At 74.9% G+C, this 26,471-nt stretch carries 25 protein-coding genes; 16 read left to right on the top strand and 9 right to left on the bottom strand.

Annotated features, from left to right (window positions below; genetic code table 11):
• Positions 1-15: 15 nt before the first annotated feature.
• Genes ACRYM6_RS13005 through ACRYM6_RS12985 form a run of 5 tightly spaced genes read left to right on the top strand, consistent with a single transcriptional unit; the run spans position 16 to position 5,000 of the window.
• Positions 16-1,116 (top strand): SIS domain-containing protein, encoded by a 1,101-nt coding sequence (locus ACRYM6_RS13005; RefSeq protein WP_432543300.1) that lies wholly within the window; start codon positions 16-18, stop codon positions 1,114-1,116.
• A complete protein-coding gene (locus tag ACRYM6_RS13000; RefSeq protein ID WP_432543299.1) occupies positions 1,113-2,036 on the top strand; it encodes an N-acetylglucosamine kinase in 924 nt (307 codons plus the stop codon). The genes ACRYM6_RS13005 and ACRYM6_RS13000 overlap by 4 nt, the downstream gene beginning before the upstream one ends.
• Entirely contained in the window at positions 2,033-2,980 is a 948-nt protein-coding gene (locus ACRYM6_RS12995) for a 1-phosphofructokinase family hexose kinase (RefSeq protein WP_432543298.1), read from the top strand. Before ACRYM6_RS13000 ends, ACRYM6_RS12995 begins: the two co-directional genes overlap by 4 nt.
• Positions 2,977-3,816 carry a class II fructose-bisphosphate aldolase gene (locus ACRYM6_RS12990; RefSeq protein ID WP_432543297.1) on the top strand — a complete coding sequence of 280 codons (840 nt, stop codon included), beginning with the start codon at positions 2,977-2,979 and terminating at the stop codon, positions 3,814-3,816. The genes ACRYM6_RS12995 and ACRYM6_RS12990 overlap by 4 nt, the downstream gene beginning before the upstream one ends.
• Positions 3,813-5,000, top strand: coding sequence for a Gfo/Idh/MocA family protein (locus ACRYM6_RS12985; RefSeq protein WP_432543296.1), 1,188 nt, complete (start codon positions 3,813-3,815; stop codon positions 4,998-5,000). The genes ACRYM6_RS12990 and ACRYM6_RS12985 overlap by 4 nt, the downstream gene beginning before the upstream one ends.
• A 25-nt stretch (positions 5,001-5,025) precedes the next feature.
• On the opposite strand, the gene ACRYM6_RS12980 is transcribed toward ACRYM6_RS12985, so the two are convergent.
• From ACRYM6_RS12980 to ACRYM6_RS12970, 3 genes are all read right to left on the bottom strand, one after another.
• The gene (locus ACRYM6_RS12980; protein WP_432543295.1) at positions 5,026-6,042 is read right to left on the bottom strand and encodes a Gfo/Idh/MocA family oxidoreductase; all 1,017 of its coding nucleotides are present in this window, start codon (positions 6,040-6,042) and stop codon (positions 5,026-5,028) included.
• Positions 6,043-6,128: 86 nt separating this feature from the next.
• On the bottom strand, positions 6,129-6,815 hold the full coding sequence (locus ACRYM6_RS12975; RefSeq protein WP_432543294.1) for a LuxR C-terminal-related transcriptional regulator: 687 nt from the start codon (positions 6,813-6,815) through the stop codon (positions 6,129-6,131).
• Entirely contained in the window at positions 6,812-8,038 is a 1,227-nt protein-coding gene (locus ACRYM6_RS12970) for a sensor histidine kinase (protein ID WP_432543293.1), read from the bottom strand. The genes ACRYM6_RS12975 and ACRYM6_RS12970 overlap by 4 nt, the downstream gene beginning before the upstream one ends.
• Positions 8,039-8,152: 114 nt before the next feature.
• Here ACRYM6_RS12970 and ACRYM6_RS12965 point away from each other — a divergent pair, with 114 nt between their 5' ends.
• Genes ACRYM6_RS12965 through ACRYM6_RS12940 form a run of 6 tightly spaced genes read left to right on the top strand, consistent with a single transcriptional unit; the run spans position 8,153 to position 13,982 of the window.
• Positions 8,153-8,596 (top strand): PspC domain-containing protein, encoded by a 444-nt coding sequence (locus tag ACRYM6_RS12965; RefSeq protein ID WP_432543292.1) that lies wholly within the window; start codon positions 8,153-8,155, stop codon positions 8,594-8,596.
• Between the two features lie 50 nt (positions 8,597-8,646).
• Positions 8,647-10,119, top strand: coding sequence for a PspC domain-containing protein (locus ACRYM6_RS12960; RefSeq protein ID WP_432543291.1), 1,473 nt, complete (start codon positions 8,647-8,649; stop codon positions 10,117-10,119).
• Positions 10,116-10,340 carry a hypothetical protein gene (locus tag ACRYM6_RS12955; RefSeq protein WP_432543290.1) on the top strand — a complete coding sequence of 75 codons (225 nt, stop codon included), beginning with the start codon at positions 10,116-10,118 and terminating at the stop codon, positions 10,338-10,340. The genes ACRYM6_RS12960 and ACRYM6_RS12955 overlap by 4 nt, the downstream gene beginning before the upstream one ends.
• Before the next feature lie 21 nt (positions 10,341-10,361).
• Complete coding sequence (locus ACRYM6_RS12950; RefSeq protein WP_432543289.1) at positions 10,362-11,438, top strand: aldose epimerase family protein; 1,077 nt, start codon at positions 10,362-10,364, stop codon at positions 11,436-11,438.
• 55 nt (positions 11,439-11,493) lie between these two features.
• A complete protein-coding gene (locus tag ACRYM6_RS12945) occupies positions 11,494-11,772 on the top strand; it encodes a DUF1490 family protein (RefSeq protein WP_432543288.1) in 279 nt (92 codons plus the stop codon).
• Between the two features lie 8 nt (positions 11,773-11,780).
• The gene (locus tag ACRYM6_RS12940) at positions 11,781-13,982 is read left to right on the top strand and encodes a heavy metal translocating P-type ATPase (RefSeq protein ID WP_432543353.1); all 2,202 of its coding nucleotides are present in this window, start codon (positions 11,781-11,783) and stop codon (positions 13,980-13,982) included.
• Here ACRYM6_RS12940 and ACRYM6_RS12935 read toward each other — a convergent pair.
• Entirely contained in the window at positions 13,894-15,126 is a 1,233-nt protein-coding gene (locus ACRYM6_RS12935; protein WP_432543287.1) for a YibE/F family protein, read from the bottom strand. The two genes, ACRYM6_RS12940 and ACRYM6_RS12935, sit on opposite strands and share 89 nt — an antisense overlap.
• A 64-nt stretch (positions 15,127-15,190) precedes the next feature.
• Positions 15,191-16,453, bottom strand: coding sequence for a TolB family protein (locus tag ACRYM6_RS12930; RefSeq protein WP_432543286.1), 1,263 nt, complete (start codon positions 16,451-16,453; stop codon positions 15,191-15,193).
• Between the two features lie 91 nt (positions 16,454-16,544).
• Between ACRYM6_RS12930 and ACRYM6_RS12925 the strand changes: the two genes are divergently transcribed.
• The 5 genes from ACRYM6_RS12925 to ACRYM6_RS12905 all read left to right on the top strand — a co-directional run bounded on the left by ACRYM6_RS12925 (position 16,545) and on the right by ACRYM6_RS12905 (position 21,679).
• On the top strand, positions 16,545-17,369 hold the full coding sequence (locus tag ACRYM6_RS12925; RefSeq protein ID WP_432543285.1) for a DNA-formamidopyrimidine glycosylase family protein: 825 nt from the start codon (positions 16,545-16,547) through the stop codon (positions 17,367-17,369).
• Between the two features lie 168 nt (positions 17,370-17,537).
• Positions 17,538-18,458 (top strand): carbohydrate ABC transporter permease, encoded by a 921-nt coding sequence (locus ACRYM6_RS12920; RefSeq protein WP_432543284.1) that lies wholly within the window; start codon positions 17,538-17,540, stop codon positions 18,456-18,458.
• Positions 18,455-19,354: a carbohydrate ABC transporter permease gene (locus ACRYM6_RS12915; RefSeq protein WP_432543283.1), complete on the top strand. Its 900-nt coding sequence runs from the start codon at positions 18,455-18,457 to the stop codon at positions 19,352-19,354. Before ACRYM6_RS12920 ends, ACRYM6_RS12915 begins: the two co-directional genes overlap by 4 nt.
• Before the next feature lie 25 nt (positions 19,355-19,379).
• Positions 19,380-20,735, top strand: coding sequence for an ABC transporter substrate-binding protein (locus tag ACRYM6_RS12910; RefSeq protein ID WP_432543282.1), 1,356 nt, complete (start codon positions 19,380-19,382; stop codon positions 20,733-20,735).
• 17 nt (positions 20,736-20,752) lie between these two features.
• Positions 20,753-21,679 (top strand): glycerophosphodiester phosphodiesterase, encoded by a 927-nt coding sequence (locus ACRYM6_RS12905; RefSeq protein WP_432543281.1) that lies wholly within the window; start codon positions 20,753-20,755, stop codon positions 21,677-21,679.
• 45 nt (positions 21,680-21,724) lie between these two features.
• On the opposite strand, the gene hisS is transcribed toward ACRYM6_RS12905, so the two are convergent.
• The 4 genes from hisS to ACRYM6_RS12885 all read right to left on the bottom strand — a co-directional run bounded on the left by hisS (position 21,725) and on the right by ACRYM6_RS12885 (position 26,452).
• The gene (gene hisS / locus ACRYM6_RS12900; RefSeq protein ID WP_432543280.1) at positions 21,725-22,993 is read right to left on the bottom strand and encodes a histidine--tRNA ligase; all 1,269 of its coding nucleotides are present in this window, start codon (positions 22,991-22,993) and stop codon (positions 21,725-21,727) included.
• Between the two features lie 59 nt (positions 22,994-23,052).
• Positions 23,053-24,528, bottom strand: coding sequence for a mannitol dehydrogenase family protein (locus ACRYM6_RS12895; RefSeq protein ID WP_432543279.1), 1,476 nt, complete (start codon positions 24,526-24,528; stop codon positions 23,053-23,055).
• 77 nt (positions 24,529-24,605) lie between these two features.
• Positions 24,606-25,490 carry a carbohydrate ABC transporter permease gene (locus tag ACRYM6_RS12890; RefSeq protein WP_432543278.1) on the bottom strand — a complete coding sequence of 295 codons (885 nt, stop codon included), beginning with the start codon at positions 25,488-25,490 and terminating at the stop codon, positions 24,606-24,608.
• Complete coding sequence (locus tag ACRYM6_RS12885; protein WP_432543277.1) at positions 25,487-26,452, bottom strand: carbohydrate ABC transporter permease; 966 nt, start codon at positions 26,450-26,452, stop codon at positions 25,487-25,489. Before ACRYM6_RS12885 ends, ACRYM6_RS12890 begins: the two co-directional genes overlap by 4 nt.
• Between the last annotated feature and the right edge of the window lie 19 nt (positions 26,453-26,471).

The following is a 26,471-nucleotide window of genomic DNA, read 5'->3' as shown; positions in this document are numbered from 1 at the left end:
ACCGCAGGAGCACCCGTGCCCCACCTGGCCACCCCCACCAGCGCGACGCACCGCGAGATCCGGCAGCAGCCGGACGCCTGGCGCGAGCTGCGAGACCTCCTGGCCCACCGCGGGCCCGCGCTGCGGGAGTTCCTGGCCCCGCTGCTCGCCCGCGACGACCTGCGCATCGTCCTCACCGGCGCCGGCACCTCCGCGTTCATCGGCGACATCGCCGGTGAGGCGCTGCGCCGCACCCTGCGCCGCCGCGTCGAGCCCCTCGCCACCACCGACCTCGTCGCCGACCCGCTGGGGACCCTGGCCGAACCGCTGCCCGTGCTGCTGGTCTCGTTCGGCCGGTCCGGCAACAGCCCCGAGAGCTCCGCCGCCACCCGCGTCGCCGAGCAGGTCGCCCCGGAGGTCCACCACCTCGTCATCACCTGCAACGCCGAGGGACGCCTGGCCCGCGAGCACGCCGACGCGCCGCGGTCGTTCGTGCTGCTGCTGCCCGAGCGGACCAACGACACCGGTTTCGCCATGACGTCGAGCTTCTCGACGATGCTGCTGGCGGTCCTGCTGGCCTTCGAGCCCGGGCGCGCGGGCACCGTCGACGCCCTCGCGGACGCCGCGACGTCCCTGCTGGAGCGCTCGGGGGAGGTCGAGGCGCTGCTGGACGGCGAACCCCGGCGCGTCGTCTACCTGGGCAGCGGGCCGCTGCGCGGGCTCGCGCAGGAGTCCGCGCTGAAGCTCCTGGAACTGACCGCCGGCCGGGTCGCGGCCTTCCACGACACCCCGCTGGGGTTCCGGCACGGACCGAAGTCGGTCGTCGACGACCGCACGCTCGTCGTCGTCCTGGGGTCCGGCGACCCCTACACCGCGCGCTACGACGCCGACATCGTCGCCGAGCTGCGGCAGGACCACCCCGGCCGCGTCGTGCACCTGGGCGCGCAGGACTTCCCGGTGCCCGGCCTCGACGACCTCGACGACGGCCTGCGGGCCGTGGCGCTGGCGACGTTCGCGCAGCTGCTCGCCCTCGGCGCCTCGGTGCGCCTGGGCTGCACGCCCGACAACCCGTTCCCCGACGGCTCGGTGAACCGCGTCGTCCGGGGCGTCCGCATCCACGAACTGCCCCTGCCGTGACCCACTACCTCGGCATGGACGGCGGCGGCACCAAGACCGCCTTCGTCCTCGTGGACGCCGACGGCGCGGTCGTCGCCCGCGACCAGCAACCGTCCTGCTACTACTTCGGCCGGGACGGGCTCGCCCCGGTCGAGCGGATCGTCGCCGACGGGGTGGCCGCCGTGACGGCCGGGATCGACGCCGACGACCTCGGCTTCGCGTTCTTCGCCTTCCCCGGCTACGGCGAGTTCAGCGCCGACGTCCCCGCCCTGGACGCCCTCCCCGAGAAGGTCCTCGGCCACCGGCGCTACGTCTGCGGCAACGACATGGTCAGCGGCTGGGCCGGGTCCCTGGGCGGGCGGGACGGGGTCAACGTCGTCGCCGGGACCGGCTCCATCGCCTACGGCGAGCGGGACGGGAGGTCCCACCGGGCCGGGGGCTGGGGAGAGCTGTTCGGCGACGAGGGGTCGGCCCACTGGGTCGCCGTCCGCGGCCTGAACGCCTTCTCCCGGATGGCCGACGGCCGCGCGCCGCGGACGGCCCTGCACGACACCGTCCGCGCCGCCCTGGGCGTCGCCTCCGACCTCGACGTGATCAGCGTCGTCCTGGACCACTGGCAGGGGCGGCGCACCGAGGTCGCCTCCCTGGCCCGCGCCGTCACCGCCGCCGCCGCCGACGGCGACCCGACGGCCCGGGGCATCGTCCGGGACGCCGCCGCCGAGCTCCTGCTGCTCGTGGAGACCACGGCGCGCGCCCTGGGGTACCGCCCCGGCGAGGACGTCCCCGTGTCCTACTCCGGCGGGCTGTTCCAGGCGCCCGTGGTGCGGGAGGAGTTCGTGGCCGCCCTGGCCGCCAGCCCGCTGCGCCCCACCCTGGTCGAACCCCGGTACGACCCCGGGCACGGCAGCGCGCTGTACGCCCTGCGGCGGGCGGCGTCGTGATCGTCGTCGTCACCCCCAACCCGGCGGTCGACGTGACCTACCGCGTCGAGGAGCAGCGCACCGGCCGGACGCAGCGGGTCCTCGACGTCGCGCGCCGCCCCGGCGGCAAGGGGGTCAACGTCGCCCGGGTCCTGCACGCCGCGGGCGTGCCGTGCCGGTGCGTGCTGCCGCTGGGGGGCCCCTCCGGCGCGTGGCTCGCCGCGGCGCTGGACGTCCCGGCGACGACGGTCGCGCTGTCCGGCCCGACGCGGACCACCGTCACCGTCGTCGACGACCTGACCCACCCGACGGTGCTCGCCGAACCCGGGCCGGCGGTCACGGCCGCGGAGTGGGACGCGCTGACCGCGGCCGCCGGCACCGCGGACGCCGACGCCCTCGTCGTGTCCGGGTCCCTGCCGCCGGGCGCCGACCCCGCCGGCGTGGGACGGCTGATCGCCGCGCGGACCGGCCTCACGGTCGCCGACGTGCCCGGCCCGGCCCTCCTCGCGGCCGCCGGCGCCGGCGCGGACGTGTGCAAACCGAACCGCGAGGAACTCCTCGCGGCCACCGGCGCCGCCTCCGAGGCGGACGGTGCCGCCGACCTGCTCGCCCGCGGCGCCGGGGCCGTCGTCGTGTCCCGGGGGGAGGACGGGCTGGCCGCCTACACCGGGGGCGCGGTCCTGACCGTCCCCGCGGTCCCCGGGGTGCGGGGCAACCCCACCGGCGCCGGGGACGCCGCCACGGCGGGGCTCGTGCTCGCGCTCACCCGGGGCCTGGCCCTGGAGGACGCGCTGCGCTGCGCCGCGGCCTTCGGCGCCGCCGCCGTCCTGCGCCCCACGGCCGGCGAGGTCGACCACCGCGCCCTCACCCGCTTCCTCGACGACCTCCCCCTCGACCTCCCCCTCGACCTCCCCCTCGACCTCCCCCTCGACCTCCCCCTCGACCCGACCAGGAGCCCGGCATGAGTTCCCCGTTCACGACGCTGCTCGACGACGCCCGCGCCGCCGGCCGCGGGGTCGGCGCGTTCAACGTCGTCCTGCTCGAGCACGCCGAGGCCATCGTCGCCGGGGCCGCCGGCGCCGGGCTGCCCGTGGTCCTCCAGATCAGCGAGAACTGCGTCACCTACCACCGGGGGCTGGTCCCCATCACGGTCGCCGCGCAGGCCGTCGCCCGCGCGGCGGACGTGGAGGTCCTCGTCCACCTCGACCACGTCAAGGACCTCGACCTCGTCGCCACCGGGATCGAGCTCGGCGTCGACTCGATCATGTTCGACGGGTCCGAACTGCCCTACGAGGAGAACCTCGCCGCCACCCGCGACGTGGCGCGGCGCTGCCACGACGCGGGCATCGGCGTCGAGGCCGAGCTGGGCGAGGTGGGCGGCAAGGACGGCGTGCACGTCCCCGGCGCCCGCACCGACCCCGCGGACGCGGCCGAGTTCGTCGCGGCGACCGGCGTCGACGCGCTGGCCGTCGCGGTGGGGACCTCCCACGCCATGCGGACCCGGGTGGCCAGCGCCGACCGCGAGCTGATCCGCGAACTGGCCCGCAGCGTCCCCGTCCCGCTGGTCCTGCACGGTTCCTCGGGGCTGTCCGACGCCGAGCTGCGCGGGGCGGTGGGGGCGGGGATGACGAAGGTCAACGTCGCCACCCACCTCAACGGCCTGTTCACCGGGGCGCTGCGGCAGGTGCTCACCGCCCAGCCCGACGTCACCGACCCCCGCCGGTACGTCAGCGCCGGCCGCGCCGCCGTCGAGGAGGAGACCATCCGCCTCCTGCGGGTCCTGGCCGAGGGGACGGCGTGACGCCGGACCTGCCGGTCGCCGTCGTCGGCGCCGGGGACCGCGCCGAGCTCGGCACCCACGTCGCGCAGGCGTGGCCGTCGGCGCGCGTCACCGCCGTCGCCGACACGACCCCGGCGGGCCGGGACCGGGCGGCGGCCCTGTTCCCCGGCGCCGCCGTCTTCGCCGACCACCGCGACCTCCTGGCCGGGACCGGCGTGCGGGCCGCGCTGGTCACCACCCCCGACGACACCCACGCCGGCATCGCCGTCGACCTGCTGCGCGCCGGGGTCGCGGTCTACCTGGAGAAACCCCTGGCCACGACGCTGGCCGACGCCGACCGGGTCCTGGCGACGGCGACCGCGACGGGGACGCCGCTGTACGTGGGGCACAACCTGCGGCACGCGGACGTCGTGCGCACCATGAAGGGGATCGTGGACCGCGGGGAGATCGGCGAGGTCAAAGCCGTGTGGGTGCGGCACTTCGTCGGCCACGGCGGGGACTACTACTTCAAGGACTGGCACGCCGACCGCCGCCGCACGGGGACGCTGCTGCTGCAGAAGGGGAGCCACGACCTCGACGTCGTGCACCACCTGGCCGGCGGGTACACCCGCCGCGTCGTCGGGATGGGCGACCTCGTGGTGTACGGCGCGATCACCGACCGGCGGGAACGGGCGGGCGAGGCGGTGCCGGACCGGTTCACGGCGGGCACCTGGCCGCCCGCGGCGCAGACCGGGCTGAACCCCGTCGTCGACGTCGAGGACCTGTCCATGGTGCTCATGGGCCTGGACAACGGCGTGCAGGCCAGTTACCAGCAGTGCCACTTCACCCCCGACTACTGGCGCAACTACACCGTCATCGGCACCGAGGGGCGGCTGGAGAACTTCGGCGACACCGCCGGCGGCGTCGTCCGCGTGTGGGACCGCCGCCACGAGTGGACCGCCACCGGCGACCGCGAGCACCCGATCGGGGGCGTCAGCAGCGGCCACGACGACGCCGACCTCGCGACCCTGGCGGAGTTCTTCGCCCACGTGGTCGAGGGTTCCCCCACCCTGGTGTCCCCGGTCGCGGCCCGCGAGGCGGTCGCCACCGGGGTCCTGGCGGCGCGGTCCCTGCGGTCGGGGTCGGTGCCCCTGACGGTGCCGGACCCGCCCGACGACGTGGTCCGGCACTTCGCCCGCGCCGGCGCCGGCCGGGCCGCCGGCTGACCGCCGGGTCAGGACGCGGTGCGGGTCACGACAGGTCGACCGCGACCGTGCGCCCCTCCCGGGCCGACACCTCCGCGGCGTCGGCCAGCAGCAGCGCGGCGCGGCCGTCCTCGAAACCCGGGCTCGGGTTCGCGGACGTGTCCTGGCCGCGGACGGTGGCGATGAACGCGGCCAGTTCCAGCTCGTACGCGTCGCGGTAGCGCTCCAGGAAGAACCGGCGGTACGGCTCGCCGGAGGCGGTCGCCGCCGCCGACGTCGACCGCACCAGCGTCGGCGTCACGTTCCCGACCTCCAGCAGCCCCGCGGAGCCGAACGCCTCGATCCGCTGGTCGTAGCCGTAGGCGGCGTGCCGGGAGTTCGTGATGGTCACCGACTCCCCGCCGGCCCCCACCAGCGTCGTGACGGCGGCGTCGAAGTCGCCCGCCGCGGCGATGCCCGCGCTGAACTGCCGCAACCCGACCGCCGTCACGGACACCACGTCGGGGACGAAGGAGCGGGCCGTGTCGAAGTCGTGGATCGTCATGTCGCGGAAGATGCCGCCGGAGACCGCGACGTACTCCGACGGCGGTTCCTCCGGGTCGCGGCTGGTGATGGACAGGTGCTCCAGGCGGCCGATCTCCCCGGCCCGCACGCGGCGGCGCAGTTCGGTGAAGTGCGGGTCGAAGCGCCGGTTGAAACCCAGGACGACGGGCGTCGCCGCCGAGCGGGCCCGCTCGCGGACCGCGTCGACGCGGGCGATGTCCAGGTCGATGGGCTTCTCGCACAGCACCGGTTTCCCGGCGTCGAGCGCGGCGGTGATGAGGTCGACGTGGGTGGGGGTGGGGGAGGCGACGACGACCGCGTCGACGTCGTCGGCCGCGATCGCGGCCAGCGCGTCGGACGTCGCGCGGCCGCCGTAGCGGGCGACCGTCCGCTCGGCGCCGGGCAGGAGCGCGTCGGCGGCGACGGTGAGCACGGCGTCCTCGCTGCGGTGCAGGGACGCGGCGTGGACCTGGCCGATGCGGCCGGTGCCGATGAGCGCGAAGCGGAGGGGCTGGGACATCGGTGTCCTTCCAGGGACGCGGGGTGGACCGGTCCAGAGGGTAGTGCCCACCCCGCCCCGGCCACCGGGGAGCCCTCCGCCGCCGCTCAGAGCAGGCGGCGGGCCGCCGCCCAGCGGGTCAGCTCGTTCCGGTTCGACAGCTGGAGCTTGCGCAGCACCGCCGAGACGTGCGTCTCCACCGTCTTCACCGAGATGAACAGCTCCTTCGCCACCTCCTTGTAGGCGTAACCGCGCGCGATGAGCCGCATCACCTCCCGCTCGCGGGCCGAGAGCCGGTCCAGCTCGTCGTCGGCCGCGGCGACCTCCCCGGCGCCCGCGCCGAACGCGTCGAGCACGAAACCCGCCAGCCGCGGCGAGAACACCGCGTCGCCGTCGGCGACGCGGCGCACCGCGGCGGCCAGCTCGTCCCCGCTGATCGTCTTCGTCACGTACCCGCGGGCGCCGCGGCGGATGACGGCGATCACGTCGTCGGCCGCGTCGGACACCGACAGCGCCAGGAACCGGACCGGCGGCGCGGCGGTCAGCAGGTCAGCGCAGCGGGCCAGGACCTGCGCCCCGCCCGAGCCGGCCCCCGGCGCCGGGTTCTCGTCCGGCCCGGCCGGCAGGTGCACGTCGAGCAGCACCACGTCGGGCCGCAGCGCCACCACGGCCGCGACGGCCCCCTCGACATCGGCGGCCTCGCCGACGACCTCCAGGTCGTCCGCGGTGGACAGTTCCGCCCGCACCCCCGAACGCACCATCCGGTGGTCGTCCACGACGAGGACCCTGATCACGAAACCCCTCCCGGCAGCCGCAACGTCACTTCGGTCCCGCCGTCGGCGGGACGGCGGATCGAGGCCGAACCCCCGGCGCGCTGCATGCGCCCCACGATGGACTCGCGCACCCCCAGCCGGTCCTCGGGGATCGCGTCGAGGTCGAAACCCTCGCCGCGGTCCCGGACGAACACCTCGACGTCGGCGCCCACCGGCTCGGCGTACACCGACACCGCGCCCCCCGCGTGCCGGCCCGCGTTCAGCATCGCCTCGCGCGCGGCCTGGGCCAGCGCCGACAACCCGCGGTCGAGCTCGCGGTTGTCGAGGTCGCCCACCAGGACGACCTCCACGACGGCGCCCGACACGTCCTCCACCTCGCTGGCCGCGGCCCGCAGCGCCGCGCCGAGCGTCCCGGCGGCCGTCCCGTGGTCGCCGTACAACCACTGCCGCAGTTCACGTTCCTGGCGCCGGGCCAGCCGCGCGACCTCGCCGGGGTCGGCCGCCCGCTTCTGGATGAGGGCCAGCGTCTGCAGCACCGAGTCGTGGACGTGCGCGGCGAACTCCGCGCGCTGCTGCTCCCTCGCCAGCGCGGCCCGTTCCGCGCCCAGGTCCTGCCACAGCCGCACCACCCACGGGGCCACGACGAGGCCGACCCCGCCCAGGACGACGACCCCGGCCAGCGCCGACCGCCAGAACTGCCCCACGTCACCGACGACGACGAAGAACAACCCGGCGCCCACGACGACCAGCGAGGCCCCCACCAGGACCCGCGCGACGGCGCCGCGGCCGTCGGAGGACTCCTCCACGAACCGGCGCCGCCGGGTCGCGTCGAGCTGGCTCCACGCCAGCACCACCCCGGCGCCCGCGACCAGCACCGGCACCACGAACCGGGACGACCCCTGCACGAGGTTCACGGCGGGCACGATCCCGACCCCCACCACCAGGGCCACCCCGACGAGGGCGTTGCGGTGCGCGAGGACCCACCCGGCGGGGTCGGCGCGCTGCGCGGGGTCGAGGGCCAGCTGGCGCTCGTCGGGCAGCAGCAGCGCCAGGACGGCGTACAGGACGACCCCGAAACCTCCGAGGAAGGCGGCGGCGGCGAACACGGCGCGGACCCGGGCCAGCGGGATCCCCGTGTGCACGGCGATCCCGGCCGCCACGCCGGCCACCCGCTTGTGCTCCACGGCCCGCAGCAGCGGGGGTCTGGTCACCGTGCCCGGGGGTGCTGCCGCCTGCGTGCTCACGTCCCGATCGTGGCACGCGCCGCCCGACCCCGGGGACCCCCGCAGCCGAGGTTCAGGGTCGTCTCAGGGTCGTCCCCGATGTGCCCGGGGGTCCGCGCGGGCCAGTCTCGGGACATGACCTCGACCGACCACCTCAGCTTCGGCAAGACCCCCTCCGACACCCCCTCCGACACCACCCAGGAGCCCACGATGAGCCAGCCCGTCGACGACCCCGCCCGCCCGACCGCCGCCGACCGCTTCTTCGGCGCGGTCCGCCGCACCCGCCTCGTCCGCAGCCGCGACCGCTGGATCGCCGGGGTCGCCGGCGGCGTCGCCGAGCGCACCGGCGTCAACGTCAACGTGGTCCGGATCGGCTTCGTCGTCCTGGCGCTGTTCGGCGGCATCGGCCTGGGCCTGTACGGCCTGGCCTGGGCGCTGCTGCCCGACGCGACCGGCCGCATCGAGGCGCAGGTGGCGCAGCGCGGCGACGTGTCCGGCGCGCTGGTCCTGGCCATCGGGCTGGTCGTGCTCGACCTGATCGTCGGCAACGGCCTGCTGGGCCTGGGCTGGATCTTCTGAGCCGCCCGGGCTGACCCCGGATCCCCTGGGACCGATGGGAGAGTCGGACCGTGAGCACCCCCACCCGTCAGGGCGCGAAGTTCTTCGCGACCGTCCGGTCCGCCGGCGTCGAACGCTCACCGGACCGCTGGTTCGCGGGCGTGTGCGGCGGCATCGCCGCCCGGCTGGGCGTCGACCCCCTGCTGGTCCGCGGCGTCCTCGTCGCGCTGACCGTCGTGGGGGGCCTGGGGCTGGCCTTCTACGGCGCCTGCTGGCTGCTGCTGCCCGACGGTCGCGAGGACGGCGGCGGGCGCATCGAGGCCGAGGCGGTCCTGCGCGGTGAGCTGTCCGGCGCGGCCTGGCTGTCGGCGGCGCTGGTCGTGGCCGACCTCGTCCTGCCCCGCGCCCTGCTGGGGCTGCTGAACGGCGGGCTCAGCGGCGCCGGTTCGGGTTTCCTCATCACCGGGCTCGTCGCGCTGCTGGGCTGGTGGCTGCTGCGCGACTTCAGCCTGCCGCCGTGCGCGCGGCGCGAACCCGTCACCGCCCCCGTCACCGAACCAGGACCCCGGCCCGGACCCGAGGCGGTCACCCGCCCGGTCTCGCTCGTCAAGCCGGACCCCGCGGTGGACCCCGTGGCGGACCCCGTGGCGGACCCCGTGGCGGACACCGGCCCGCAGGCGGGTTTCGGGTCCCCGACCGAGCGGCGCGCCGCCGCCCGCGAGCAGGCCCGCGAGCGGGGACGGCTCGCCGTCGAGGAAGCGGCCCGCCGCGCCGCCGACCGCGCCCGCCGGAAGGCCGAGCAGCAGGCCCGGCAGCGCCCGGGGTCCCCGCTGCTGACCACCGCGACCCTCGGGCTGGCGCTGCTGGCCGCGGGCGCCGTCGTCGCCGCCGGGCTCCTGACGACCCTCGACGCCCGCGCGCTGACCCTCGCCCTGGCCGCCGCCGTCGTCGTGGCCGGCCTGGGGGCGGTGGTCGCCGGGCTGCGCGGCCGGCGCACCGCGCTCGTCGGGCTGGCCTGGCCCGCGGCGTTCGCCGCCGTCGCCACCGCCCTGCTGCCGCCGTCGACGAACTGGACCTGGGAGGTCGACCGGACCTGGCGCCCCACGACGCAGGACGGGATCAGCTCCGCCGTCGGCCTCCTGACCGTCGACCCCACCGGGCTGGACGCCGGCCCGGCCTCGGCGACGATCGCCGCCGGCCGGCTGGCCGTGGAGGTGCCGCGGGACGCGACCGTCCTGCTGGACGCCACCGCCCTGGCCGGGACGGTCCGGTGGCGGCCCGCCGCCGACGTCGTGGAGGTCGGGGCGCCGCGCGGGACCGAACCGTCGCGGGAGGGCGGGGACGAGGTCGCCGGTGGCCTGGACGTCCGGCGCGTCTTCGCCCTCGGCCCCGACGCCGCCGACCTCGCCGCCGCCGTGCGGGTGCGCGGCGACGACCCCGACGACTGGACCGTGCCCGCGGGCACCCCGCAGCTGCGCGCCGCGAGCTGGACCGGTGAGGTCCGGATCGGCGCCCCCGGATCGACCACCCTGGAGGGGAAGTGAACGAGGAGGCGCCCCGTCGGGGCCCGAACCCCGGTGCCGTCCTCGGCGGGCTGGTGCTCGTCGCGATCGGCGCGGCCGTCGCCGTCCAGGAGCTGTTCGGGCTCAGCTGGGACTGGAAGTACTGGGCGGCCGGGATCCTGCTGCTCGGCGGCGCGGCCGTCGCGACCGGGTCGGTGGTGACCGCGGCGCTCCGCGGCGCCGACCGCGAGCGGCCCCGGTAGCCCCCCGGTAGCGTCGCCCCGGTGGAGAACTCCGTGGGTTCGGTGACGGTCGAGTCCGGGTGGGGCGCGCTGCAGGACGGCACGCCCGTCGCGCGCTGGGTCCTGGACGACGGGACGGTGCGGGTGGGGCTCGTCGAGCACGGCGCGCGCCTGCAGTCGCTGCTGGTGCCCGACCGCGACGGCGCGCTCGCCGACGTGGTCCTCGGGTTCGCCGCCCTGGAGCCGTACGCCGGGAAGGGCCGGTCGTTCGGGGCCACGGTGGGCCGGTTCGCGAACCGCATCGCCGGCGGCCGGTTCGAGCTCGACGGGCAGTCGTTCGCGGTCCCGGTGACCGACCGGGGCAACGCCATCCACGGCGGGACGCACCCGTTCTCCGAGCAGTCGTGGACGGCCCACCGGGTCGAGGGGGCCTGCGGGGTGAGGTTCTCGCTGCTCAGCCCCGACGGGGACAACGGGTTCCCCGGCGCGCTGTCGGTGCACGTGACCTACCTGCTGCACGAGGGGGCGCTGACCGTCGAGTACGCCGCGACGACCGACGCGACGACGGTCGTGAACCTCACCAACCACGCCTACTTCAACCTCGCCGGGGACGGTGCGGGGACGGTCGACGCGCACCTGGTCCAGGTCCTGGCCGACCGCTACCTGCCCGTCGACGAGACGGGCCTGCCGGAGGGGGAGCCCCAGCCCGTCGAGGGCACCCCGTTCGACCTGCGCGAGCCGGTGCCGGTGGGGTACCGCGTCGACGCCGACGACGAGCAGCTGCGGCGGGGGAAGGGTTTCGACCACTGCTTCGTCCTGGCCGACGTCCCGGCCGGGGCCCGCGAGGCCGCGCTCGCCGCGGTGGTCGAGGAACCGGTGTCCGGCCGCCGGCTGGAGGTCCGCACCGACCAGCCGGGGATCCAGTTCTTCACCGGCGGGTCGCTGGCGGGGACCCTGGTCGGCAAGGCCGGGGTGCCGTACGGGCCGCGCGCGGGGCTGGCGCTGGAGACGCAGGGGTTCCCCGACGCCCCGAACCGCCCGGGGTTCCCGACGACGGTGCTGCTCGTGGGCGAGGAGTTCCACAGCCTCACGGAGTACCGTTTCACGCTCGCCCCGTGAGGAGCGGGTCCGCGCCCGGTGTGGTGCAATGAGAACCGATCTCAGTGGAGGAACCGTGCTGCCCATCGCCGCGCCCCTCGGGCGTCTCGTCCTGACCGCCGCCGCCTCGGCCGGCCTCGTCAAAGCCGTCAGCGACGGCCGCGGCGCCGCCGCCCTGCGCCGCATCGCCGTCACCGGCACCAAGGTCGGCATCAGGACCTCCCGCGCCGCCGAGACCGGCGTCGAGCGGTTCCGCCTCGGCGCCGGCGACATCGTCGCCCAGGCCTACGACGAGCTCGGCGAGCAGGCCCCCGTGCCGCCCACGCCCCAGGCCGGGCACGACCACCAGCACTGACCGTGGAGCTGTCCCCGCTCACCGTCGTCTCCGACGTCGCCGGCCGCGCCCGCTTCCAGGCCGACTGGCTGCGCCGCAGCCCGGCCCGGGCCGTCGCCGCCGAGGAAGCCCTCGACCGGCTGCCCGGGACCCGGCTCGCGCGGGCCTACCCGGTGACCGGCAGCGTCGTCGTCCACTACGACCCCGAGGCCCTCGACGTCACCGACCTGCTGGCCGCCGTCGCCTCGGCCGCCGCCATCCCCGCCGACGCCGCCCCGACCCGCACCCCCCGCTCGGCCGACGTCGGCAACGGCGAGGTCGCCCGCATCGCCGTCGGCGGCGCGGCCCTCGCGCTGCTGGGCCTGCGCCGCTACGCCTTCGGCCGCCCCCCGCTGCTGGGCCCCACGTCCCGGCTCGTCGCCACCGGCGTCACGATCTTCTCCGGCTACCCCTTCCTCAAGGGCGCCGTCGGGGCCCTGGCCGGCAAGCGCAGCCCCGGCACCGACGCCCTCGTCTCGGCCGCCACCGTCGCCAGCCTGCTGCTGCGCGAGAACGTCGTGGCCCTCACCGTGCTGTGGCTGCTGAACATCGGCGAGTACCTCCAGGACCTCACGCTGCGCCGCACCCGCCGCGCCATCGCGGACCTGCTGCGGGGCAGCGAGACCACCGCCTGGGTGCAGCGCCGCACCGCCGACGGGCAGGTCGTCGAGCAGCAGGTCGACCTCGCCGACCTCGCCGTCGGCGACCTCGTCGTCGTCCACGACCAGTCCACCGTGCCCGTCGACGGCGACGTCGTCGAGGGGGAGGCCGTCGTCGACCAGGCCGCCCTGACCGGGGAGAACCTGCCCGTCCAGCGCACCGTCGGGCACCCCGTCCTCGCCGGCAGCGTCGCCCTGCGCGGCCGGCTCGTCGTGCGCGCCACCGCCACCGGACAGGACACCGCCGTCGGGCGCATCGTCGCCCGCGTCGAGGACGCCCAGGCCGACCGCGCCCCCGTGCAGACCGTGGGGGACGCGTTCTCCCGCCGGTTCGTGCCCGCCTCCTTCGGGCTCGCCCTCGCCACCCTCGTCCTCACCCGCGACGTGCGGCGCGCCATGACGATGCTGCTCATCGCCTGCCCCTGCGCCGTCGGGCTGGCCACCCCCACCGCCATCAGCGCCGCCATCGGCAACGGCGCCCGCCGCGGGATCCTCGTCAAGGGCGGCTCCCACCTCGAGGCCGCCGGCCGCGTCGACGCGTTCGTCTTCGACAAGACCGGCACCCTCACCGTCGGCCGCCCCGTCGTCACCAACGTCCTCAGCTTCCGCGACGACTGGACCCCCGAGCAGGTCCTGTCCGAGGCCGCGAACTCCGAGGTCCACTCCAAGCACCCCCTCGCGCAGGCGGTGATCCGCTCCACCGAGGAACGCCACCTCGTCATCCCCACCCACGAGGAGTGCGAGGTCATCCTCGGCCTCGGGATGCGCGTCCAGGCCAGCGGCCGCGTCCTGCTCGTCGGGTCCCCCGGCCTCATGCGCCGCGAGGGCGTCCCCGTCGACGACCACGCCCAGGACTGGGTCGACCGGTTGCAGGCCGCCGCCGAGACCCCCCTGCTGCTGGCCGTCGACGGGGTCCTCACCGGCCTGGTCAGCCTGCGCGACGAGGTCCGCTCCGAATCGCGCGGCGTCCTGGAGGAGCTGCGGCGCACCGGGGTCCGGCGCATCGTCATGCTCACCGGCGACAACGCCGCGACCGCCGCCGCCGTCGCCGCCGAGCTCGGCGTCACCGAGTTCCGCGCCGAGGTGATGCCCGAGGACAAGCAGGACGTCGTGCGCGACCTGCAGGCCGAGGGGTACGTCGTCGCGGTCGTCGGGGACGGCACCAACGACGCCCCGGCGCTCGCGCTGGCCGACCTCGGGATCGCGATGGGGATGTCCGGCACCGACGTCGCCGTGGAGACCGCCGACGTCGCGCTCGTCGGCGACGACCTGCGCCGGCTGCTGGAACTGCGCGACCTCGGCGACCGCACGCTGGGTCTCATCAAGCAGAACTACGGCGCCTCGATCGCCGTCAACGGGGTCGGGCTGGCGCTCGGGGCGGCCGGTGCGCTCTCACCCGTGCTCGCCGCGATCGCGCACAACGCCTCGTCGGTGTTCGTGGCCGTCAACTCGGCCCGGCTGATCCGCTACCGGATCCCCGCGGGGAGCGCAGCACGAGGGCCGCGGCGAGCGCCGTCGTCAGCGGGACGGTGAGCGCGAGGGCGATGCCGCCGACGGCGGACCGGACGAGCTCCTCGGCGATGGCCGAGGAGTTCACGAGCTGGCCGAGCGGCTGGTCGTACAGCCGCACGAGCAGCAGCGACGGCATCGCCGCCCCGGCGTAGGCGAACGTCACCGTGTAGACGGTGGACGCCAGGTGGTCGCGCCCGACCCGCATGCCCGCCGCGAACAGTTCCCGGAACCCCGCGGCGGGCTGCGCGGCGCGCACCTCCCACACCGCCGCGGCCTGCGTGATGGTGACGTCGTTCAGCAGGCCCAGCGCCGCCACGAGCGTCCCGGCCAGCACCACCCCGCGCAGGTCCACCGCCCCGGTCAGGACGGTGACGGTGTACGCGTTCTCGTCGCTCAGGCCCGTCAGGTGGGCCGAGTCCACGGCCAGGACCGCCGCGACGGCCGTCACGACCAGCCCCGCGACGGTCCCCAGGTACGCCACCGTGGTCCGCGTCGAGAAACCGTGCGTGAGGTAGATGACGACGCCCATGACGGCCGTCGCCGCGCTCAGCCCCACCACGACGGCGTCCTCCTGCGCCAGCAGGGCCGGGACGACGTGGAACGCGATCGCCGCGCCCCCCAGGGCCAGGCCGGCCAGCGCCGCGAGCCCGCGGCGGCGGCCCACCGCGACGGTCAGCACCACGAACACCGCCACCACCACCGCCAGCGGGACGCGGCGGTCCACGTCGTCCCACACGTAGGTGTCCTGCCCGCCGGCCTCGGCGGGGTAGCGGGTCAGGACGACGCGGGTGCCCGGGGACAGCCCGCCGTGGTACGCGGCGGCGGGCACGGGCACCGTCACCTCGGTGCCCGCGGGCCCGTCGACGCGGACCGTCGCCTCGGGGCACTCGACGGTCTCCGGCAGCGTCCCGTCGGGCAGCCGCTCCTCGGCCAGCTCGCCCCGGCAGGTGAGCATCGTCGTGGACAGGACGTCACCGCGCACCGGTTCCGCGCCCACGTACCCCACCGACGCGCTCGGGACGTCCCGCGGCCAGGTGGCCGCCATCCCCGCGACCGCGGCGAGGACCACGGCGAGGACGACGAGCGTCAGGACCCGCCGCGCGCGCCGCCCCAGCGGCGCCGGCGGGGAGCCGTCGTGGACGTGGGGGTGCGGGTGCGGTTCCACCGCTCCATCCCACCACGGCCGGCGGCGGGGACCCCCGGTCGCGGCAGCCGCGCCGGGGGAGGGCTCAGCCGCGGCTGGGGTCGCGGGCCCACTCGGGGACCGCCGTCAGCGCGTGCAGCTCCCGCACCCGGCGGCGCACGCCCGCGGTCGCCGGGGCCGCCAGCAGCGCCGCGCCGAGCACCAGCCCCACCCGCAGCTCCAGCGGCCACGGACCGCGGTCGACCGCGACGCCGGGGACGGTGACGGCCCCCGGCAGCAGCGCCGTCGCCAGCGACACCTCACCGACGGCGTACTCCCCGCCCGTGGTCGGCACCCGGAAGAACGGCGTCGTCACCCCGGTGCGCAGGTCGCTGCGCACCACCCGGAAGTCCTGCCCCTCGCCGGCGTCCACCGCCGGGTGCACCACGACCTCCGGCGACGTCCAGCCCAGCACCCCGCCGCTGCCGGGCACCGGCGCCGGGACCTCGGCGCCCGGCTCCGTCGGCACGAACCGCAGCCGCTGCCCGCCCTCGGACACCGCGACGAACCGCGCGTCGGGCGACCAGGCGGGCCCGTCCACCAGCGTCGTGCCCGCCGGCAGGGGCAGTTCCGCGCCGGCCCCGGTGGCGAGGTCCACGACCCGCAGGACCTGCGCGCCGGGGGCCTGGAACGCGATCCGGGAACCGTCGGGGCTGAACGCCGCCGCCACGACCCGTTCCCCGCCGGCGACCGCCACCGCCCGGCGGGCCGCGACGTCGAACACGTACAGCTGCCCGGGGGTGCTCGTGAACGGGGTCGTCGGCTCCTCCGTCCCCAGGTAGGCGACCGCCGCGCCGTCCGGGCTCCACGCCACCGGCACGACGCCCGGGACGCGCGGCACCACGTGCACGCGGGCCGCGCCCGTCGCCAGGTCCACCAGCGCGAGGTCGGAACTGCCCACCGTCCCCGGGGCCGGGCCGGCGGGACCGGAGGACCAGTCGCCCAGGACGACCGTCCGCCCGTCGGGCGAGAGCAGCATCGGCGCCGGGTCGCCCTGCGTGTCCGGGGCACCGCGGTCGAGGGCCTCGGTGAGCCGGCGCGCGGCGCCGCCGTCGGCGCCCACCAGCAGCGCCTGCGGGGCGTCGTCGAACTCCACGCCCAGCCCCTGCCGGTACAGCGCCAGGGCCGCGCCGACCGGGTTCGTCGCCAGGTCGGCCGTCAGGTGGCTGTAGCCGGGCAGCTCCTCGGGCACCACCGCGCGCGCCGGAACCCGGCGCTGGCCGGGGAGGGCGGCGACGGCCAGGACGGCCGCGACCCCGACGAGCAGGACGCAGAGCGCCACGAGCAGGGGCAGCCGACGTGAGCTCATGCCTCAGCTTCACCCCAGCCGACCGCGGCGGGCCAGTCGTCGCGCGTGAACACGTCGTGCGGATCGGCCGGACCTCGGGCACGGTGGCCGGGTGCCCGAAGGAGACACCGTGTTCCTGCTCGCGCGCAGGCTCCACGCGCGGCTGGCCGGGCGCCCGGTGCTCGGCAGCGACCTGCGCGTCCCGCAGCTCGCGACGGCCGACCTCAGCGGCGCGCGCATCCTCGGGACCGCCTCGCGGGGCAAGCACCTGCTGACCCGCTTCGACCCGGCCGGCAGCGCGCTGACCGAACCGGTGACCCTGCACACCCACCTGCGGATGGACGGGGAGTGGACGGTGCTCGCCCCCGGCAAGCGGCTGCCGACGCGGCTGTGGCCGGACGTCCGCGTCCTGCTCACCACCGACGGGCCCACCGCCGCCGCGCTGCGGATGCCGGTCGTGGAGCTGCTGCCCACCGCCGAGGAGCACCGCGCCGTCGGCCACCTCGGCCCCGACCTGCTCGACGCCGCCACCCCCGTCGAGGACCGGGTGGCGGCCGCCGTCGCGAACCTCGCCGCCCGCCCCGAGCGCGGCCTCAAGGCCGCGCTGCTGGACCAGCGCAACCTCGCCGGCCTGGGGAACCTGTGGGCCGACGAGCTGTGCTTCCTGCGCGGGCGCTCGCCGTGGGCGCCGGTCGCCGACGTCGACCTGGCCCCCCTGGTCCGGCTCGCCGTGAAGATGCTGACGTTCTCGGTGGGGCCCTCGCGGGCGCCGCAGGTCACCACGGGCGACACCCGCCCCGGCCGCCAGCACTGGGTGTCCGGCCGGGCCGGGAAACCCTGCCTGCGGTGCGGGACGACGGTGCAGGTGCGCGCGGAGGTCCCCGGGGACCCCGAGCAGCGCCGCACCTGGTGGTGCCCGTCCTGCCAGCCCGGCTGAGGACCGGTCCGCGCGGTGAACGCCCGATGACGCGGACGGCGCGCGGGCTCGACGCAGGTGAACACTCGGTGACCGTTGCCCGGGACGGGTCGGGACGGGGCAGGACGCCCGGGACCGCGAACTACTGTTCACAAGGTCCAGCCCACCCCGTCCTGGGAGGAGGTCGCGTTGACGACCCTCCACCAGGTTCCCGCAGCACGCACCCGGAGAACTCCGTGGACGTCGTGGGGAACCTTCCTGCTGCTCGCGGGGCCCAACGTCGCGCTCCTCGTCCTGTTCGTCTACAAACCCCTCGTGCAGAACGTGCAGTACTCGCTGCTGCACTGGAACCTCGGGTCCGACACGGCCACCTACGTCGGCCTGCAGAACTACGTGAACTACTTCACCGACCCGAAGACGCCGACGGTCCTGCTGACGACGCTGGTGTTCGCGGTCGTCACCGTCGGGGGCTGCATGGCCCTGGGCCTGGCGCTGGCCCGCCTGCTCGACCGGGACCTGCGGGGCCGCACGTTCGTGCGGGCTGTCGTCTTCGCCCCGTACGTGCTGTCCGGCGTCGCCGTCGGCATCTGCTGGCTGTTCGTGTTCGACCCCCAGTACGGCCTGGTCTCGGGCCTGCTGCGCGCCGTCGGCGTGGGGTCCCCGAACTGGTACAACGACCCCGGCTGGGCCCTGGCGATGGTCTGCGTCGTGTACCTGTGGAAGTACGTCGGCTACGTCGCGATCATCTACCTGGCCGCGTTGCAGTCCGTCCCCGCCGACATCCTCGAAGCGGCGCAGATCGACGGCGCCTCGGCCACCCGCACGTTCTGGTCGATCGTGTTCCCGCTGCTGTCGCCCACGACGTTCTTCCTGGGCGTCACCGTGTTCATCGAGTCCAACGCCGGCGGGTCCTTCGACATCATCCGCGCGATGACCAAGGGCGGCCCGCTGGAGGGCACGACCACGATGGTCTACCAGGTGTACCAGGAGGCCTTCGTCGACGGCTCCGCCGGGTACGCCTCGGCCATCGCCACGCTGCTGTTCCTCGCCCTGCTGGTCGTGACGATCGTGCAGATGGTCGTCGTCGAGCGGAAGGTGCACTACCGGTGAGCGTCGAGGAGAGGACCACCGCCGGGTCCGGGCGCGTCCCCGCCCCCCGGTCCGGTGGGCAGGAGCTGCGGCAGCCGGGGCGCCGCGTCGACGTCGCCGGGTACGCCGGTCTCGTCGTGGCCGGTCTCATCATGGTCGTGCCGCTGCTGTGGATGCTGCTGGCGTCCTTCAAGGACCGCAGCGAGATCTACACCATCCCGTCCCGGTGGCTGCCGGGTGCGCTGCAGTGGCAGAACTACGCGGACGTGTTCGCGACCGTCCCGTTCGGGCACTTCCTGCTGAACAGCGTCCTCACCACGGTGGTCGGCGCGGGCCTCAAGGTCGTCCTCGGGCTCATGTGCGCGTACGCGCTGGTGTTCGTGGAGTTCCCCGGCCGGCGCGTCGTGTTCCTCGTGGTGCTCGCCGCGCTCATGGTCCCGCCGCAGGTCACGCTCATCCCGAACTACACGCTCGTCGCGCAGATCGGCTGGCTGAACTCCTACCAGGGGATCATCGTCCCCGGCGTGGCGAGCGCGCTCGGGACGTTCCTGTTCCGGCAGCACTTCCAGACGCTGCCGGCCTCAGTCCTGGAGGCCGCCACCCTCGACGGGGCGGGGCACTGGCGGCGGCTGTGGCAGTTCGTCGTGCCGCTGTCCGCGCCGACCGTCTCCGCCGTGGCGCTCGTCTCGGTCGTCACCGAGTGGAACCAGTACCTGTGGCCGCTGCTCGTCACCGACCGGTCCACGATGATGACCCTGCCGGTGGGCCTGACCCTCCTGCAGAACAACGACGGCATCACCAACTGGGGTGTCCTCATGGCCGGCACGGTGCTGGTGATGCTGCCCGTGCTGCTCGTCTTCCTCTTCTTCCAGCGCCGACTCGTGGCGGGCCTCGCCGCGGGCGCGCTCGCGAACTGAACCCTCGAAACCCAGGAGTGCTCACGTGAACGACCTCGTCCTGCCCCGCCGCGGTGCCCTCGGCCTCATGGGCGTGGGAGCCGGTGCCCTCGGGCTGGCCGCCTGCTCCGGCCCCTCGACCGCGGCGTCCGGTGACAGCACCGCCGCGGCCGGGAAGACCGACTGGAGCACCGTCACCCCGGCCGACCGCGTGACGATCTGGACGAACCACCCGGGTTCCTCCCAGGCCGTCGAGGCGGAGTTCCTGACCCGCTGGGCGGAGGAGAACTCCGACATCGAGGTCGAGTTCGTCACGGCCGGTTCCAACTACGACGAGATCTCGCAGAAGTTCCAGGCCGCGCTGACCGGCTCGGACCTGCCCGACCTGGTGCTGCTGAGCGACGTCTGGTGGTTCCGGTACGCGATCAACGGCCAGCTGACCCCGCTGCAGGACCTGCTGCCCGCGGCCGGGGTCGACGTGGGCAACTACCAGGAGGGCCTGTACGCCGACTACCAGTACGACGGCTCGCAGTGGGCCGTCCCGTACTGCCGCTCCACCCCGGTCTTCTACTACAACAAGGCGCACTGGGCGGCGGCCGGGCTGCCCGACCGCGGGCCGCAGACCTGGGCCGAGTTCGAGGAGTGGCTGCCGAAGCTGGCCGCCGCCGGCACCGGCGCGCAGGCCCCGTACGGCCTGGGCAAGGGCACCGGCAACGCGACGTGGATCCACCAGAACCTCATCTGGGGGCGGGGCGGCGCGCTGAGCGACGAGTGGACGATGACCATCGACAGCCCCGAGGTCCTCGCGGCCAGCGACTACCTGCGCGACTACATCACGAAGGGGTGGGCGGCGGTCTCCTCCTCGGACCAGGCGTCCGACTTCGGCGCCGGGCTGTACTCCTCGGTCATCGGCTCGACCGGTTCGCTGTCGGGCATCCTCAAGGCCGCCGGCTTCGAGGTCGGCAACGCCTTCCTCCCCGGCGGCCCGGCCGGTCAGTTCACCCCGACCGGCGGCGCCGGGTTCGCCATCCCGGTGAAGCGCTCCCCCGAGCAGCAGCTCGCCGCGGCGAAGTTCCTGGCGTTCCTCGCCGAGGACGACAACACCGCCTACTTCTCCCAGAACACCGGGTACATGCCCGTCACCACGGGCGCGGTGAACTCCTCGGTCATGCAGGAGGTGTACGCGCAGACGCCGCTGTTCAAGACGGCCGTCGACCAGCTCGCGAACACCCGCACCCAGGACTACGCCCGCGTCTTCGTGCCCGGCGGGGACCAGTCCACCGTCACCGCCTGGGAGAAGGTCATGCTCCAGGGAACCACCTCGAAGGACGCGTGGGGCACGGCCCAGGCCGAGGTCCAGCGCTCCTACGAGGCCGACGTGAAGCCGCTGCTGAAGGCCTGACCGGGGGGACCGACGCCATGACCCGACCGCTCGTGATCGCGCACCGCGGCTACTCCGCGGTGGCCCCGGAGAACACCCTCGCCGCGTTCGAGGCGGCCCTGCGCGCCGGGGCCGACCTGCTGGAGCTCGACGTGCGGCTCGACGCCGACGGGATCCCGGTCGTGCTGCACGACGCGCGGCTGGACCGCACGTCGGACACCACCGGTGACGTCGAGGACCGCGCCGGGGCGCAGGTCCGCGCCGCCGACGCCGGGTCGTGGTTCGCCCCGGCGTTCGCCGGGCAGCGCGTCCCCACGCTGCGGGAGGCCGCCGACGTGGCGGCCCGGTTCCCGGCCGCCGGGCTGCTCGTGGAGTTCAAGGGCGCCTGGACGGCGGACGCCGCGGCCACGGCGGTCGCGGCGCTGCGCACGGCCGGGGTGGCCGGGCGCAGCGTCGTCCAGAGCTTCGAGCGCAGCACCGTGCAGGCCCTGCGCGACGTCGCCCCCGACGTCCGGCGGGCCCTGCTCGTGCTGCACCCGGGTGAACCCGTGGCGTGGGAGGACCTGGAACGGTCCTTCTGGGAGGTGGCGCGGGACCCGTTCACGGCGCTGTCCACCCCCGCGGGCGCCGCCCGCGCCCGGGCGGAGCAGGACGTCGCCGACCTCGGCGTCGTCGCGGTGAACCCGTACGTCGCGTCGCTCGTCGCCAGCCCGCACGTCATCGACGAGTACCACGCGGCGGGGGTGGCGACCTACCCCTACACGGTGGACGAGCCCCGCGTGTGGGCCGACCTGCTCCGCCACCGCGTCGACGGGATCATCACGAACGACCCCGGCCGGCTGCGCGGTTTCCTCGACGCGCGCGAGGTCCGCTCGTCGCAGGACGAAGCCCTCGAGGACCGGCAGCAGCTGACCGTGGCCGCGACCCGGCAGGGTCGTCCCGCGCCCCGGCTCACCCCGGCCTGACCCGCCGCCGCGGCCGGGGACCCCGGGTCCCCGGCCGCGGTGGGGTCAGGAGGCGGTGAGGGGCGCGGGGTCGGTGAACCCCAGCACGCCCTCGTCGTCCACCCGGGCCCGCACGACCTGCGCGTACCCCTCGGCGACGAGCGCGTCGAACAACGGCTGCATCCGCTTGGCCTGCTTCACCAGCGCGACCCGCGCCCCACCGGCCCGCAGCTCCTGCTGCTTGCGCAGCAGCGCACCCGCGTCGGCGCCCGCCGGGTGGACCAGCGCGATCGCCCCGGCCGCGTCGACGGGCAGCGCGATCTCGTCGACGATCCGCTCGAAGCCGATGGAGAAGCCCGCCGCGGGCAGGTCCCGGCCGGAGAACCGGCCCACCATGTCGTCGTAGCGGCCGCCGCCGGCGATCGAGGAACCCCCGCTCGCCAGGCCCATCTCGAAGATGGGGCCGGTGTAGTAGCCCATCCCGCGCACCAGCGTCACGTCGAACCGGACGTCGAGGTCGGGGGCCGACACCGCCAGCGCCGCGGCGATCTCCTGCAGCCGCTCGACGGACTGGGCCGGGACCGCGGCGGGCAGGGCACCGTCGCCGAGGCGGGCGACGTCGCGCAGCGGCAGCAGGCTCGTCAGCGCCTCCTCCAGCGCGCTCACCGCCTCGTCGGCGAAACCCTTGGCCCGCAGCTCGGCGAGCACGCCGTCCAGGCCGATCTTGTCGTTCTTGTCGACCGTGATCAGGACGCTGCCGTGGTCGGTCTCGGCGAACCCGCAGCCGGTCAGCAGCCCCGTCAGGACGCCGCGGTCGTTGATCCGCAGGATCGTGCCGGTCAGGCCCAGGCGGGTCAGCGCGGCGTGGGTCGCGGTGACGAGCTCGACCTCGGCGAGGGTGCCCGGTTCACCGACGATGTCGATGTCGCACTGCACGAACTGGCGGTAGCGGCCCTTCTGCGGCCGCTCGGCCCGCCACACCGGCCCGATCTGGACCGCCTTGAAGGGCATGCGCAGCGCCGCCGCGTTCGAGGCGACGTACCGGCTGAGGGGGACGGTGAGGTCGAAGCGGAGCCCGAGGTCGGCGGCGTCGGCGGGCAGCAGCGGCTCGTCGGCGGCCAGGCCGCGGCGCATGACCTTGAACAGCATCTTCTCGTTCTCCCCGCCCTGCCCGGACTCCAGGCGGGACAGTTCCTCCAGGGCCGGGGTCTCGACCTCGTCGAAGCCGAACGAGCGGTAGACCTCCCGGATCACGTGCAGCGCGTGCTCCCGGCGGGCCTTCTCGACCGGCAGGACGTCGCGCATGCCCCGTGCGGGGACCACCTTGGAAGCCATGGGCCCATCGTAGGAGAGCCGCGCGGGGCCCCGGGACGCCCCGGGGCCCCGCACCGGCGTCAGCGCGCGGCCAGGTCCTCCAGCGTCGCGCGGGCCCCCTTGGCGTGCAGCGACGCCAGCGCGGCGGTGTACTCCGCGACGAACGCCTCGTCGTCGACGAGGTCGCCGAACAGGGACCGGTCGGCGATGAAGGCCGTCGGCTCCTCCCGGTTGCGCTGCGCGGTCGCGACGAGGCGCTCGGCGATCCGGTCGGACACCTCGATCGGCTCGCCCTGCTCGTCGACGCCCTCGGCGTAGCGGGCCCAGCTCGCGACGACGGCGGCGGCGCGGAAGAACTCCCCGCCGGAGGCGATCTGCTGCCGGACGACCGGCAGCAGCCACTTCGGGATGCGGTCCGAGCTCTCGTTGCACAGCCGCGCGACCGTGTCGCGGACCTCGGCGTTGGAGAAGCGGGAGATCAGCTCGCGCCGGTAGGCGTCCAGGTCGATCCCGGGGACCGGCTCCAGCGTCGGCGTCGCCTCGCGCTCCATGTAGGCCAGCAGGAAGCCCGCGAACAGCGGGTCCTGCGCCACCTCGTGCACGAGCCGGTACCCGGCCAGGTACCCGAAGTAGCACAGCGCCTGGTGGCTGGCGTTGAGCAGCCGCAGCTTCATCAGCTCGTACGGCTCGACGTCGGCGACGAGCTGCACGCCGGCGTCCTCGTAGGGGGGCCGGCCCAGACCGAAGTCGTCCTCCAGGACCCACTGCACGAACGGCTCGCACACCACGGGCCAGGCGTCCTCGACCCCGAACCGCTCGGAGACCTCGGCGCGGTCGTCGTCGGTGGTGCCCGGGGTGATGCGGTCGACCATGGAGTTCGGGAACCGGACGTTCGCCTCGATCCACGCCCCGAGCTCGGGGTCCTTGACCGTGGCGAAGGCGACGAACACCTTGCGGGCGACGTGCCCGTTGCCCTGGACGTTGTCGCAGGACATCACCGTGAACGGCGCGACGCCCCGCTCGCGGCGGCGGCGCAGCGCCTCGGTGACCAGGCCGAACGCCGTGCGCGGCACGGCCCCGTCGGCGAGGTCGGCGGCCACGCCCGGTTCGTCGAGGATGAACTCGCCGGTGACGGCGTCGATGTTGTAGCCGCCCTCGGTGACGGTGAGGGACACGATGCGGATCCGCGGGTCGGCCATGGCCTCGACCGCGGCGTCCGGGTCGGCTGGGGCGTGCAGGACGTCGAGGATGGAGCCGATGACGCGGGGCTCGCGGGAGCCGTCGGGGGCCTTGAGCACCAGGGTGTAGAGGCCGCCCTGGGCGTCCATGACCTCCTTCATCCGCGCGTCGTGGGGCAGGACGCCGACGCCGCGGATGCCCCAGTCCAGCGCCTTCCCCTCGTTCATGAGGCGGTCGAGGTACATGGCCTGGTGGGCGCGGTGGAAGCCGCCCACCCCCAGGTGCACGATCCCGGGCGTGACCTGCGTGCGGTCGTAGCCGGGGACGGGCACGCTCGCGCCGATCGCGGCGAGGTTGGCCGGGTTCAACTGGGTCACTGGCGCTCTCCGAGGGTCGTTCCGTCGACTGCGGTCGCTGGGCGGGGGGTCACTCCACGGCGGTCACTCCACGGCTGTCACTTCACCGCACCCATGGACAGACCCTGCACGAGCTTGTCCTGGGCGGCGAAACCGGCGACGAGCACGGGCAGCGAGATGACCGTGGCCGCCGCGCACAGCTGGGCGAGGAACAGGCCCTGGCTGGTGACGAAGCCGGTGAGGAACACCGGCGCGGTGCCGGCGACCGTGGCGGTCAGGGTCCGGGCCAGCAGCAGCTCGTTCCAGGAGAAGATGAAGCAGATCAGGGCGGTCGCCGCGACGCCCGGCATGGCGACGGGGCGGACGATCGACCAGAGCATCCGGATGAGCCCGGCACCGTCGATGGACGCCGCCTCCAGCATCTCGCCGGGGACCTCGGCCAGGAACGACTGCATCATCCAGACCGCGATGGGCAGGTTCATCGACGTGTACAGGACGATCAGCAGCCAGATGTTGTCCAGGGTGCCGGTCTCGGTGGCGAACAGGTACAGCGGCAGCAGGCCCGCGACCAGCGGCATGAACTTCGTGGACAGGAAGAAGAACATGACGTCGGTCCACTTGCGGACCGGGCGGATCGACAGCGCGAACGCGGCCGGGATCGCCAGGCACAGCACCAGGACCGTGGAGATCACCGAGGCCATCGCGGAGTTGAGCAGCGGGGCGACGGGCCCGGCGGACAGGAAGGCGCGGTAGCCGTCCAGGGTGAGGGCGGCGGCGATCGAGGGCGGGTTGGTGGCCGCGTCGGTCTCGGAGTGCAGGGACGTCAGGACCATCCACAGCACCGGCAGGACGAACAGGACGCCGACGACCCAGGCCAGGGCACCCCAGATCGGCTTGCTGCGGTTCAGCTCCCGGGCCCGCTGCTCCTTCCGGGAGGTGGGGACGTGGGCGTTCGTGCCCGACTTCAGAACGGCGGTGCTCATCGACCGGCCTCCTGCTTGAACATGCTGGACACGACGCGCAGGGCGAACGTCGCGATGACGATGGTGGCGATGACGACCACGACGCCCATGGCCGAGGCGAGGCCGTAGTCGTGGGCGGAGAACACGGTCTGGTAGATCGTGTAGGGCAGGTTCGCGGTGCCCAGGCCCCCGGCGGTGATGGTGAACACGGCGTCGAAGTTCTGGACGATGTAGATGGCGCCGAGCAGGCCGCCGAGCTCGAGGTACTGCCGAAGGTGCGGGAACGTCAGGTACCGGAAGATCTGGAACGACGTGGCGCCGTCCATGCGGGCGGCCTCCTCGGCGTCGGCGGGCTTGGACTGCAGGCCGGCGAGCAGGATCAGCATCATGAACGGCGTCCACTGCCAGATGAGGGACACCTCGATGGCGATCTTCGGCGCGGTGGACAGCCAGTCGACCTGCGGGGCGTTCTCGGACCCGAACAGCTTCCAGACCGCGTTGATCGTGCCGTTGAGCAGGCCGTAGTTCGGGTTGAACAGGGCGTGCTTCCACAGCAGGGCGGCGGCGATGGGGACGACGAGGAACGGCGCGATCATCATGGTGCGCACGGCACCGCGGCCGGCGAACTTCCGGTCCAGCAGCAGGGCGATGAGCAGCCCGAGGACGAGGCTGACGAGCACGACGGTGACGGTGAGGACGACCGTGTTGACCACGGCCTCGCGCAGCGCGGCGTTGGTGAACACCGAGACGTAGTTGTCGATCCCGCCGAAGCCGCGGTCCTGCGGGTAGTAGGAGTTCCAGTTCATGAACGAGATGACGATGGTCGCCACGAACGGGAGCTGCGTCACGACGATCGTGAAGACCAGCGCGGGCAGGAGGGGCGCGCGGCGGGCCCAGTCGGCGGCCTTGCGCGCCGAGCCCGCGCTGCGCTGGGGCCGGTCGGGGCCGACCTTCGTGTGGTTGGGGGCGGTGCTTGCGCTCATGGGGGACGTCCTCCGTGCT

Source organism: Kineococcus rugosus (genome assembly GCF_050871975.1).
Taxonomy (GTDB): Bacteria; Actinomycetota; Actinomycetes; order Actinomycetales; family Kineococcaceae; genus Kineococcus.
Note: the sequence above shows the minus strand (reverse complement) of the source record. Positions and strands in the feature narration are given on the sequence as shown.

Excerpts from the sequence above, each read along its gene's own strand:
- ACRYM6_RS12905 (WP_432543281.1), top strand. The coding sequence starts at position 20,753 with ATGACCCGACCGCTCGTGATCGCGCACCGCGGCTACTCCGCGGTGGCC.
- ACRYM6_RS12930 (WP_432543286.1), bottom strand. The coding sequence starts at position 16,453 with ATGAGCTCACGTCGGCTGCCCCTGCTCGTGGCGCTCTGCGTCCTGCTC.
- ACRYM6_RS12965 (WP_432543292.1), top strand. The coding sequence starts at position 8,153 with ATGACCTCGACCGACCACCTCAGCTTCGGCAAGACCCCCTCCGACACC.
- ACRYM6_RS12990 (WP_432543297.1), top strand. The coding sequence starts at position 2,977 with ATGAGTTCCCCGTTCACGACGCTGCTCGACGACGCCCGCGCCGCCGGC.
- ACRYM6_RS12980 (WP_432543295.1), bottom strand. The coding sequence starts at position 6,042 with ATGTCCCAGCCCCTCCGCTTCGCGCTCATCGGCACCGGCCGCATCGGC.
- hisS (WP_432543280.1), bottom strand. The coding sequence starts at position 22,993 with ATGGCTTCCAAGGTGGTCCCCGCACGGGGCATGCGCGACGTCCTGCCG.
- ACRYM6_RS12885 (WP_432543277.1), bottom strand. The coding sequence starts at position 26,452 with ATGAGCGCAAGCACCGCCCCCAACCACACGAAGGTCGGCCCCGACCGG.
- ACRYM6_RS12890 (WP_432543278.1), bottom strand. The coding sequence starts at position 25,490 with ATGAGCACCGCCGTTCTGAAGTCGGGCACGAACGCCCACGTCCCCACC.